This is a genomic window from Halomonas sp. DP3Y7-2 (genome assembly GCF_019800795.1).
In the GTDB taxonomy this organism is placed as follows: Bacteria; Pseudomonadota; Gammaproteobacteria; order Pseudomonadales; family Halomonadaceae; genus Halomonas; species Halomonas litopenaei_A.
This window is the reverse complement of the sequence record NZ_JAHVKJ010000010.1, coordinates 157956-169676: the sequence shown is the minus strand read 5'-3', so window position 1 is coordinate 169676 and position 11721 is coordinate 157956. Positions and strand designations below refer to the sequence as shown.

Here is an 11721-nt window from a genome sequence, read left to right as displayed (position 1 = left end):
CTGCCACGGCGGCTCTGACTGGAACAGCGTGTTGCATAACGTCGGCTGCGCTTGCCGCTTCTCTGCACATTGGCTGCATGTCAGTTGCACGAGCCCCCGCCAAGATGAATCACGTCAACAAGGGCATCGCCCGGACAACATCACCCTTGATAAAGGGTCATCAACGCTGAAGGAGTCACACATGAACACCACGTTTGCTCGCAAGGCCCTGCTGTCTGCCGCCATCTCCGCTGCCCTGCTGCCGATCGCGATGAGCGCTAGCGCGGCTCCGGATCGCCACGAAGGACCACGTCACGCTGGCCCTGATATGCGCGCGGAGCTGTATGAGCGTGCCGGCATCGACGCCGACACCCGCGAAGCACTCAAGCAGGCAGGTATCGAGCATCACGAGGCCATCGAGGAACTGAACGCCGATTTCCGCGAACAGCGCCAGGAGATCCTCGGGGAAGATGGCATGGCCGCGCTGGAGCGCGCCCGTCATGAACTGCGCGAAGAGCGCGTCAATGCGCTGGTCGACAAGTGGGAGCTGTCCGCTGAAGACCGCGAGGCCTTCAACGCTGCCCGTGAGTCCTTCAAGGAAGGTGCCGAGGCTCTCAAGGCCCAGGACTTCGAGAGTGACGAACAGCGACACGATGCATGGCGCGAGCTGATGACGTCCTCCAGGGACCAGATGGCCAACATCCTTGACGAGCAGCAGATGCGAGAGCTCAAGCACGCCCTGATGTCGGGCCATGATCAAGGTCCTCGCGGCCACGGCGAACGTCATCCTCACGAGCATGGCAAGCGCCACGCTCCCGAGGCCTGATCCCCGCCCACAAGGAAACACTGGCAGCCTGTTGCAGCTGATGACACCACCGCAGCAGGCGGCCTCGAAATGACTGACGGTCACCAGGATCGTGTCGCTGCAGTCACCGTAGCCTCTTGAGCGTCATCATTGATGCCATGTTTCCCTAGGCGCTGGAATCGCTTTCCGGCAGCCCCACGTAAGCCCCATGCCGCCCGGTATGGGGCTTTTTCATGGGTATCGCCCCCTCGTGGCGTGGATTTCTCGGCCGCGCTTCTCGTCTTCGTTTTTCTTTCCCATTCCTTGGCCCCGCTACTTAGTCCCGTTCTCTGGCCCCGTTCTTCGGGCCCGCTCCTTGGCCCCACCCTTCGTCCCCGTTCTCTGACCCGGTTCCTGCGCGCCATGCCCAACGCTTTCTCCACGGTCTTTTGGTGACGACCTTGAAAGATGCATCGGGACTCTGTATTTTATTGAACGTTCAATCAATAAAATGTGAGCCTCCAACGGCTGGATAGGATCGTCAGCGACCCCATCCAAGAGCCGCCGCTGGGGTCGCGCTTACTGTCTCGCGAACACTCGCTGTGCTGGCGACCTGCCCTATCGGCAGCAGCACAATGAGCCTTCGGCCAGACGGCATTGATCGCGACACTCCGTCACCACCATTTCGTTAATTGCTCATCCAATTAACGAAATGGCGTAGCAGCAAGGAATGCCCGCTGGGAGATGCCAGGACGGCGCTACGGAGACCGGCACAGCAGGGCCTCGGTCAGCAAGTTGCCGGATCGGCTCAGTCTCATTTCATCCTCTAGGGAGCACGTGCATGTCACAACATGAAAACGCCTCCCGCGATCGTCTCAACCCCGTCGTCTTTCATGGCGCCGTGGCAGGCATCGTGGTCTTTCTCATCTTCACCATGACCTTGACCGAGCAGGCAGGCGCCTTGTTCGATGCAGGGCTCGCCTGGGTCAACGATACCTTTGGCTGGTACTACATGCTGGCCGCCGTGGCCTATCTGGTATTCGTGCTGGTGATCAGCCTGTCCCGCGTCGGCAACATTCGGCTAGGCCCGGATCACTCCCGCCCAGAGTTCTCGCTACTCTCCTGGGCGTCCATGCTGTTCGCTGCAGGCATTGGCATCGACCTGCTGTTCTTCTGCGTGGCAGAGCCGCTGTCGCACTACCTGACCCCTCCGGACATGGCACCGGAAAGTGCCGCTGCGCTGCGCCAGGCCGTCCCCCAGACCTTCCTGCACTGGGGCCTGACCGGGTGGGGCATGTACGTCCTGATGGGCATGGCTCTGGCCTACTTCAGCTATCGTCACCGCCTACCGCTGGCCATCCGGAGCGCGCTCTATCCGCTGCTGGGCAAGCGCATCTACGGCCCGATCGGCAATGCCGTGGACATCACCGCGGTCATTTCCACGGTGTTCGGTATCGCCACCAGCCTGGGCATCGGCGTCATCCAGCTCAATTACGGCCTGACGTTCATGTTCGGCGTGCCTGAGAGCCTTTCGACGCAAGTCGTGCTGATCGTACTGGTGGTCATACTGGCGACCATCTCCGTGGTGACCGGCGTAGAGAAAGGCATCCGTCGCCTGTCCGAGTTCAACATGCTGCTGGCTGCTGCCCTGCTGCTGTTCGTGTTGTTCCAGGGCGATACGCTTCATCTGCTGAATGCCCTGGTGCTTAACGTCGGGGACTATCTGGGTGGCTTTGTCGGCAAGAGTTTCGACACCTATGCGTTCGCCGGCAGCGACGCACAGCAGTGGAAGGGCTGGTGGACCATCTTCTTCTGGGGCTGGTGGATTGCCTGGACGCCCTTTGTTGGCCTGTTCCTCGCTCGTATCTCGCGTGGGCGCACCATTCGCCAGTTCGCCATGGGTGCCCTGCTGATTCCACTGGGCTTCATGATGGCGTGGATGTCCATCTTCGGTAACTCCGGGATCGACATGGTCGCCAATGACGGGCTGACGGTGCTGGGCGAGCAGGCTCTGGCCACGCCGCAGACCACCATCTATACCTTCCTGGAGCAGTATCCCTATATCAGCATTACCGCCTCGGTGGTGACACTGCTGGGTGTGGTGTTCTTCGTGACCTCCGCTGACTCCGGGGCTCTGGTCCTGGCCAACTTCACCTCGATCCTGCGTGACGTGAACCATGATGCACCGATTCGCCTGCGCATCTTCTGGTCTGCCATCATTGGTCTGATTACCATTGCCCTGCTGATGGCCGGTGGTCTGGACGCTCTGCAAAGTGCGGTAGTGATCACAGCCCTGCCCTTCTCGCTGGTGATGTTTGCGATCATGGTCGGGCTGACTCGTGCGCTGCGCACGGAGAAGGAAAAGGCCGACGCGCGCAAGCTGGTAGCGGCCAGCGGTGAAGGAGGCAACTGGAAGGAGCGCCTGGATCGCGCGCTGGACACCTCCAATCGCGCCGGCGCGGAGTCCACCATCAAGCACGCCTTGCGTCCCGGCCTCGCCCAGTTTGTGGAAGAGCTCGAGCGCCGTGGCCAGACCGCCACCCTGAGTGAGGAGCAGATCGACGGCGAGCCGTTGCCGCGCCTGACCCTGCAGGTGGACTTCGATGAGATGCAGAGCTTCGTCTATCAGGTCAGACCACACCGCATGCGTACGCCGAGCTTCCTGCCCGCCGATGACGACTACTACCTGCGTCTGGACGTCCATCTGGCGGAAGGCGGCCTGGGGCAGAACCTCAACGGCTACACCCGCGGCCAGGTCATCGACGACGTGCTCGGCGAATACGAGCGTCATCTGCAGTTCCTGGCCATTGCCCGCCAGGGCACGCCGACACCGGCCATGCCTGGCTTCATCGGCGAGCCACCGGAAGGGGCAACTCAAGATCCCTGAACACCTTGGCATTCAGATATCCCTGCAACATCAGAATCAACTGCGGCGGCCCCAGGGGCCGCCGCTTTCTTGTGCGTTGATAAAAGTGGTGCAGTGAGAGTGCTGTGTGGCTGACCAGGACTGAGACTGGCGAGAAGTGGTGCTGGTGCGGTCGTGAAGCTGCAAGCCAGCCCACCACCGTTGCTCCATCCCTCCATTGGCGCGATGCTACAAGGACTACCAAGGAGCCTACCGATGCCCGATGTCGATCAGATTCGCTACTACCATGCCCACCTCTACTACGACGATGCTTGCGGGCTTGCCCAGGCGCAGACGTTGGCAGACGCCTGCCAGGCACGCTTTGCCGTGAAGGTCGGGCGCTTTCATCAACAACCGGTGGGCCCACACCCACGCTGGAGCTGCCAGCTCTCCTTCGCCGCTGAAGACTTCGGTGCCATTGTGCCCTGGCTCGCCATCCACCGGGGCGACATGGACATTTTTGTGCACCTGGGTACCGGCGATGACCTGTTTGACCACACTCAGGGGGTCATCTGGCTGGGCCAGAGCCAAACGTTGAACCTCGACGTGTTTCACCGCGACTGAGCGGCAGAACGCAAGCACCTGGGCCTTGGAAACCTGGGCTCCACCGCTCCCCCTTACGGGACCACCCTTCTGTAAAGGAAGGGATCGTCAGCCCTGCATATCGAGCACCACCCTCCCCTCGATCTTGCCATCCAGCATGCGCCCGAAGATGTCGTTGATATTGGCCAGGCGATCGGTGGAAACGGTGGCCTTGACCTTGCCTTCACCGGCGAAATCCAGTGCTTCCTGCAGGTCCTGACGGGTGCCGACGATGGAACCACGCACGGTAATGCCATTCAGCACGGTATCGAAGATCGGCAGCGGGAAGTCCCCTGGCGGCAGGCCGTTCAAGGCAATGGTACCGCCGCGCCGAACCATGCCCTGGGCCTGTTCGAAGGCCTTCGGCGACACCGCCGTGACCAAGGCCCCGTGGGCACCGCCGATATCGCGCTTGAGCGCTGCCACAGGGTCTTCCTTGAGGGCGTTGACGGTCACCGTGGCACCCAGCTTTTTGGCCAGCTCCAACTTGTCATCCGCGACATCAACGGCTGCCACATTCAGCCCCATGGCCTTGGCATACTGCACCGCCATATGGCCCAGTCCGCCAATCCCCGACACCACCACCCATTGCCCCGGGCGGGTATCAGTCATCTTCAGCCCCTTGTACACCGTCACCCCTGCACACAGCACGGGAGCAATCTCGACAAAGCCCACACTGTCCGGCAGATGACCGACGAAGCCAGCATCGGCGATCGCGTACTCGGCGAACCCGCCGTTTACCGAATACCCGGTGTTCTGCTGCGACTCGCACAGCGTTTCCCATCCCCCCAGGCAGTGTTCGCAGTGCCCACAGGCGGTGTACAGCCAGGGAATACCGACGCGATCACCCTCCTTGATATGGGTGACCCCTTCGCCGACCGCTGCCACCTGGCCGACACCTTCATGGCCCGGAATGAAAGGAGGATTGGGCTTGACCGGCCAGTCGCCGTGAGCCGCGTGCAAGTCAGTGTGACACACACCCGATGCCGCAATCTTGACCAGCACCTCGCCTCTGGCAGGACGCGGCACCTCGACTTCCTCGATGCTCAGGGGTTGACCAAACTGACGAACGACGGCGGCTTCCATAGTGCGTTGCATGGCATGACTCCTTGCCTTGTTTCAGGCATGAGAAGACCTTGGTACGCCCATGTCGAGGACCCGCGATACATCATACTCATCACCACGCACACGACATTGACGACCAGGCGATGGGCGCCCAACAGGCGCCGGTAACATGCGCCAGGTTCGGCGCGATCACTCGGACTCTCCACTTGGCCAGCGGCGCTGCCACTGGCCAAGTATCATTGGATCAGAAAAAACCCAGCGGATTCGTGTCGTAGCTCACCAGCAGGTTCTTGGTCTGCTGGTAATGCTCGAGCACCATCTTGTGGGTCTCGCGACCGACACCGGATTTCTTGTAGCCGCCGAAGGCGGCGTGGGCGGGATATTGGTGATAGCAGTTGGTCCACACACGGCCGGCCTGAATCCCGCGACCCATGCGGAAGGCCACGTTGATGTCCCGGCTCCACACGCCAGCACCAAGGCCAAACTCGGTATCGTTGGCGATGGCCAGGGCTTCTTCCTCGTCCTTGAAGGTGGTCACAGCCACCACCGGGCCGAAAATCTCTTCCTGGAACACCCTCATCTGGTTGTTGCCCTTGAGCAGCGTCGGCTCGATGTAGTACCCGGTATCCAGGGCCGGATCGACCTTGGCCTGGTTGCCCCCGGTCAGAAACTCGGCTCCCTCCTCACGGGCGATGTCCATATAGGACATGATCTTGTCGAACTGCTCCTTGGAGGCCTGGGCACCCACCTGAACATCGGTGTCCAGCGGGTTGCCACGCTTGATCGTGGCGACCCGCTCCATCACCTTGGCCATGAAGGGTTCATACATGCTTTCCTGAATCAGCGCCCGCGACGGACAGGTACACACCTCACCCTGGTTGAAAAACGCCAGCACCAGGCCCTCGGCCGCCTTGTCGATGAATTCCGGCTCGGCATTCATGATGTCGGCAAAATAGATGTTGGGCGACTTGCCACCCAGTTCCACCGTCGAGGGGATGATGTTGTCGGCGGCGCACTTGAGAATATGCGACCCCACCGGCGTCGATCCGGTAAAGGCAATCTTGGCGATCCGCTTGCTGGTCGCCAGGGCCTCACCGGCTTCGGCACCAAAGCCATTGACCACATTGACCACCCCGGCAGGCAACAGATCCCCAATGATTTCCATCAGCTTCAGAATGGAAGCGGGGGTCTGCTCTGCCGGCTTGAGCACTACGCAGTTGCCTGCCGCCAGCGCCGGGGCCAGTTTCCAGGTGGCCATCAGTAGTGGAAAGTTCCAGGGGATGATCTGGCCGACCACCCCTAGCGGCTCATGGAAGTGGTAGGCCACGGTGTGTGCGTCGATATCGGCAGCAGTGCCTTCCTGAGCGCGAATACAGCCGGCGAAGTAACGAAAATGGTCGACCGCCAGAGGGATGTCGGCGTTCAGGGTTTCGCGAACCGCCTTGCCGTTGTCCCAGCACTCTGCCACCGCCAAGGCTTCCAGGTTGGCCTCGATGCGATCCGCCATCTTGAGCAGGATGTTCGAGCGCTCCGTGGCAGAGGTGCGCCCCCAGGCCGGCGCTGCGGCATGGGCGGCATCCAGCGCCTTGTCGATGTCCTCCGCCGTTGAGCGTGGGATCTGGCAGAACACCTGGCCGTTGACCGGGCTGACATTGTCGAAGTACTGCCCCTTCACCGGAGCGACGAATTCACCGCCGATGTAGTTGCCGTATTGCTCGTCGAAGCTGACGACGGCGCCGGGCTGTCCGGGGTTTTGATAGATCATGGCGTGTCTCCTTTGTCAGGATGTTGTCGTTGTACGCCATTCCAGTCTTGGTCACGGACCCGGCATGCGACATACTGCCCTGGCAGGAGAGCGCCTCCTCCTTCGGTAGGAGGCTCATCGTGAAGAACGCGGAGAGCCCGACATGTACAGCCTGATGGTGGCTGACGATCACCCTCTGTTTCGCGACGCCATCACCGCGGTGATCCAGGCAGGACTGCCCGGTGCCTCGCTGCGCGAGGCGGACTGTTTCGCCGCTCTGGCCCAGGGGTTGGATGCCGATGACAATGTCGACCTGGTGCTGTTGGACCTGAACCTGCCCGATGCCTCGGGGCTCGATGGCCTCGATACCCTCAGGCGTGCGTTCCCCAGCGTGGCAGTGGCCGTGCTATCGGCCGAGAGTGACAGAGCCACGGTGCTGGGGGCGCTGGATCTAGGCGCGGTTGGATACCTGCCCAAATCCACACCTCGCCCGGACCTGCTGGCGGCGATCAAGCAGATTCTTGACGGGCAGATCTATCTGCCTGCGGACATCATGCGTCGGCCAGCTGAGCTGTCTGCCGTCAGGCCCTCTCCCGCCCCCGCGCAGAGCACGGCCACTCCCGTGGACGTGTTGAACCAGCTGACGATAAAGCAGCTTGAGGTGCTCTCACTGGTCATCCGCGGAGCCTCCAACAAGGTCATCGCACGGGAGCTCGAGATCGCCGAGACCACCGTCAAGACCCACGTTTCAGCCATTCTCAAGAAGCTCGGGGTCAGTAGTCGGGTGCAGGCCATCCTGGCCGCCGACGAGTCCACCCTCTTGACCTGCCTGGCAAACCGACGGACCCGCTGAGGCGGCGACTACGACGCAGCCAGGTTTTCAGACAGCCGTGACCAGGGTCCGGAAGAAGACGTAGGGAAGGGCAGCACACCGTGCGCCAAGTCAGCTGCGTCACTTCACTCAACCAAATAAAGTGCTACCGACACACCACCTCCCTACCGTCGCGACACGAACCTTCCAGTGGCTCCCACGCTCGCCTCAACTCAAGAGATGCACCAATGCCTGGCGTAGCCGTAGCGGTTTCACCGGCTTCAACAGGCAGGTGATGCCCTGCTCGCGACAGCGGCGCTTGATGGCGGCGTCGTGGTTGGCCGTGATCAGAATCGGGACGATACCGCGCCCGCTGGCGGCAAGACGCTGGGCCAGGGAGAGCCCGTCTTCCTCGTCATCGGCCAGGTGATAATCGATCATCACCACCCTGGGTCCCGCAGGGTTATCAGGCGCAGCCTCTGCACTGTCCAGGCTTTGCTCAAGTTCGCTGACTTCAAGCGCCAGCCGCGACTCGCAGCCCCATCCGCCCAGCAGCGCCCGCATCCCGTCGAGAATGGCGCGGTCGTTGTCCAGTACCCAGACCAGGCTGCCCGCCAGCACCTCTTCCCCGGGCAGGCGCTGTCTGTCGGGCGTCTCCAGCGGCGTCGGCACCGACTCGACAAGGGGAACCGTGACCGAGAACAAGGCGCCATGCCCGGGCCGGCTGACCAGCCGAATGGGATGATCCAGCAAGCGCGCGATGCGCTCGACAATCGCAAGCCCAAGACCGAGGCCGCGCTCCTGCGCCTTGGCGTCGGCATCACCACGCCGAAACTCGAGGAAGATGTCCTGCTGGCGTGCTGCATCGATGCCTGGTCCGGTATCGCCGACCACAATCTCGAGACAGGCCGCTCCACCGATCTGCCGACGCCGACAGCCCAGCAACACGCGTCCGGACTCGGTATAGCGCACCGCATTGGACATCAGGTTACGGATGACGCGGGCCAGCAGGGCCAGGTCCGAGGCGACCCAGGCGCTGCTGGCGACGTAGCGCAACGCCAGCCCCCGCGCCCCCGCCATCTGGCGGCATTCTTCCGCCAGCACGTCCAGCAGCTGCGCCACTGAAAAGGGGGCGATATCCGGCGTCAGCACGCCCGCATCGAGCCGCGAGATATCCACCAGCGTCCCCAGCAGCAACTCCACATCCGCCAGGGAGCGATCGATGCGGTGGACCAGGCGACCGGGCTCATGGCCTAGCTGCTGCTCTTCCAGAGCGCTGGCAAACAGTCTGGCTGCGTTCAAGGGTTGCAGCAGATCGTGGCTGACCGCCGCAAGAAAACGTGTCTTGGAGGCATTGGCCGCTTCTGCCTCGCGCCGCGCCTCCTCCAGCCGCGCATTGGCCTCTGCCAGCTCATCGAGGGTGCGGTGCAGCGTCTCGGTACGTTCGCGCACCTGCTCCGCCAGCAATACGGCGTGTTCGAAGGCGCCATAGGGCGCCGACCCCATGCCCGCCGACTCGACGCGTTCCATCAACGCCTGGCAGATCTTGCGCAGTCGCCGGTTCTCTTCCTCCAGCTCGTGTTCCAGCGCCGTCGTCAAGGTACTCGGCTGTCGCTCACCGGCCAGATCCAATCGCCACCCCCGTGAAGGTCTGATTGACGTGCATGCCATGGTGCTGTTCGCCATAGGTGTTGAAGCCGAGCACCGATGCCCCGGACAGCTGGCGGGAGGCCTCTGCCACCTGATCGAGGGCTTCTATCTCGAGACGACGTAGAAAGCAGTCGCAGCCGATGATCAACTGTGGGCTGCCTAGCCGCTGCCGCAGTCCGCTCAGGGTGTGCTCCAGCGCGGTGAGAATGGGCTCGGCAGCCATCGCGGTCAGCACGATGCCGGTTTCCACCGCACAGTAGAAGCTGAGACTGCCGTCGGCATTGGCACGCTGGATGGAGCGCACGTAGTAGGCATCCCCCAGCTTGACCGCCAGCGGGAAGCGGGCGAACACCCCTTCATCGAGCTGGCTGGCTGGCACTCCCACCCACCGCGCGTACTCATCGACAGCGGGCAGCGCATTGAGCTCCAGCACGCGCCGCCCCTCGGCGTCGGCACGGGTCACCACCAGCTTCTCCCTGCGGGCCTTGAGATGGTGGGACGAAAACACCTCGAAGGGGTGGTGGGTGGTGATCAGCACGACAACCGCAGCACCACTGTGAAAGCGCCCTGCCGTAAACACATGGGTATGGGCCAGGTGATTGTCGTCGCCCGCTGAGCCGCCAAAGCTCGGGATACCGCCAAGTGCGGCGTCGAGCGTCGCCAGCACCTGCTCTTCACTGGCCGACAGACCATCGAGCAGTGTCAGCGCAAACGCCTCTCCCGGCAGGCGTCGTCGCGCGCTGCTCAAGAGCGCCTCGACCCGACGCTGCGCGTCCGGCAATGTGACGTCGTCCAGCTCCTCGATCAGGGTCGTGGCGACGCCATAGTGCCGACGATTAAAGCCGATGGCCACGATGGAGCCGCGGGCATAGCCTGTTGGCGTAATCTCACCCGCGCTGGTACACCCGGCCACCGGCAGTTCACCAAACCTGGCGTCGATCGCCTCGGCCAGCTCGTCCAGCGGGTATTCGGCACTGACGAAGAACAGCACGAACCCAAGATCGGGGTGATCGAGTCCTTGCTTCAACTCCTGCGCCGCAACCCCAGGCCGGGGATCGCGACTACATGCGACGCTCAGGCCAAGCGCCTCGTGGTCGCGCGCGACCGGGGCGGATATCCCGCTATCCGTCCCACGATCCGTCTCACCGTCCAGAACCCTATTCCTATCCGCCATTGAAGGTCCTCGGCTCCTGCACACAGGGGCGCACGGCGTGTCGCACCGCGCTCCCTTGAGTGTAGGTGCCGCCAGGGTCACGACTCAATGCTCTGGTGTGAACTCGGCTGGCTCAGCTTCGGCGTAGCTTGAACCGCGGCAGGCGCCGCGTGGGGGCCTGCAGCCAAGGCGCCAACAGGCGCGTGGACAGGGGGATGAAGAGGAACACCATGACCGGCGTCAGCATCAATGTGCTGGCCAGCACACGAGGCACCATCGGCAGTGTCGCCAGCGCATCCCCCAACCCCCACTGGAACATCAGCGACACGGGAAAAAACGCCAGCCAGATGGCGATGGCCTGCTTCCAGCGCGGGGGGACTCTCGGTCCAGGCGACGAAAACCAGCTGTCCAGTCCCACCGCGCGGCGTTCTAGCGGAGCATCAAACAGCCCGGCACCACGCTCAAGCCAAGCGCGGCGAGAGGCCGAATGCTCCCAGCGGGCCAGGGTGTCGGAGTCCTGAAAGCGAAAGATGATCTGGTACTCGTCGTCCCCGGGAGGCGGTGCCAGGATGCCGGAACCAAGGTAACCAGGAAAATCCGCGGCAAGTTCACGGCCTTCGTCGAGCCAGACGGTAAAGTCGTGGTAGCGGCCTCGTGCGACGCGGCGTGCCACCATCAATGTGACAGGTTTGCTTGACATGGGATCTCCTCATCAACCGGAGTCGCCGCGCGATCAGCGCCGAACGCCTCCAGATACCCAGGGTAGGGGTTACTACGGGCCCGGTAAGGCCCACGCCGCGGCGGCTAGGGTAGTCAGCGGCAGCGGCAACGTCGGTACATGCTTTATCAAGCAAAATCCAAGCCATTATGACACAGCGCCGGTGGGCGTCATCTTTCTCTTGGCACCTTCGTCAAATGACAGTTTATCTTCTCGAAAAAAATCACTTTTACAGAAAAAAGGCCCGACCCACCAAGGGGCCGAGCCTGACCATCGCACCGACAGGACCCTTCGGGTCACATCAATGCACCACACCTGTGCAGCGTGTCA

9 protein-coding genes are annotated in these 11721 nt (G+C 62.5%); 4 read left to right on the top strand and 5 right to left on the bottom strand.

Annotated features, from left to right (window positions below):
• Nucleotides 1-181 precede the first annotated feature (181 nt).
• The 3 genes from KUV45_RS13105 to KUV45_RS13095 all read left to right on the top strand — a co-directional run bounded on the left by KUV45_RS13105 (nt 182) and on the right by KUV45_RS13095 (nt 4232).
• The gene (locus KUV45_RS13105) at nt 182-805 is read left to right on the top strand and encodes a hypothetical protein (protein ID WP_222161744.1); all 624 of its coding nucleotides are present in this window, start codon (nt 182-184) and stop codon (nt 803-805) included.
• Nucleotides 806-1604: 799 nt separating this feature from the next.
• On the top strand, nt 1605-3650 hold the full coding sequence (gene betT, locus KUV45_RS13100; RefSeq protein WP_206939767.1) for a choline BCCT transporter BetT: 2046 nt from the start codon (nt 1605-1607) through the stop codon (nt 3648-3650).
• A 234-nt stretch (nt 3651-3884) separates the two neighbouring features.
• Nucleotides 3885-4232 carry a DOPA 4,5-dioxygenase family protein gene (locus tag KUV45_RS13095; RefSeq protein WP_224851827.1) on the top strand — a complete coding sequence of 116 codons (348 nt, stop codon included), beginning with the start codon at nt 3885-3887 and terminating at the stop codon, nt 4230-4232.
• 87 nt (nt 4233-4319) lie between these two features.
• On the opposite strand, the gene adhP is transcribed toward KUV45_RS13095, so the two are convergent.
• Nucleotides 4320-5348, bottom strand: a complete 1029-nt coding sequence (gene adhP, locus KUV45_RS13090) for an alcohol dehydrogenase AdhP (RefSeq protein WP_222161743.1) — start codon at nt 5346-5348, stop codon at nt 4320-4322.
• A 211-nt stretch (nt 5349-5559) separates the two neighbouring features.
• Nucleotides 5560-7080, bottom strand: a complete 1521-nt coding sequence (locus KUV45_RS13085; RefSeq protein WP_222161742.1) for an aldehyde dehydrogenase family protein — start codon at nt 7078-7080, stop codon at nt 5560-5562.
• A gap of 142 nt (nt 7081-7222) precedes the next feature.
• Here KUV45_RS13085 and KUV45_RS13080 point away from each other — a divergent pair, with 142 nt between their 5' ends.
• Nucleotides 7223-7912, top strand: a complete 690-nt coding sequence (locus tag KUV45_RS13080; RefSeq protein WP_222161741.1) for a response regulator transcription factor — start codon at nt 7223-7225, stop codon at nt 7910-7912.
• A 186-nt stretch (nt 7913-8098) separates the two neighbouring features.
• On the opposite strand, the gene KUV45_RS13075 is transcribed toward KUV45_RS13080, so the two are convergent.
• The 3 genes from KUV45_RS13075 to KUV45_RS13065 all read right to left on the bottom strand — a co-directional run bounded on the left by KUV45_RS13075 (nt 8099) and on the right by KUV45_RS13065 (nt 11373).
• On the bottom strand, nt 8099-9502 hold the full coding sequence (locus tag KUV45_RS13075; protein WP_308126713.1) for a hybrid sensor histidine kinase/response regulator: 1404 nt from the start codon (nt 9500-9502) through the stop codon (nt 8099-8101).
• On the bottom strand, nt 9486-10694 hold the full coding sequence (nosP, locus tag KUV45_RS13070; RefSeq protein WP_222161739.1) for a nitric oxide-sensing protein NosP: 1209 nt from the start codon (nt 10692-10694) through the stop codon (nt 9486-9488). The genes KUV45_RS13075 and nosP overlap by 17 nt, the downstream gene beginning before the upstream one ends.
• A 112-nt stretch (nt 10695-10806) precedes the next feature.
• Nucleotides 10807-11373 carry an antibiotic biosynthesis monooxygenase gene (locus KUV45_RS13065; protein WP_206939784.1) on the bottom strand — a complete coding sequence of 189 codons (567 nt, stop codon included), beginning with the start codon at nt 11371-11373 and terminating at the stop codon, nt 10807-10809.
• Nucleotides 11374-11721 lie beyond the last annotated feature (348 nt).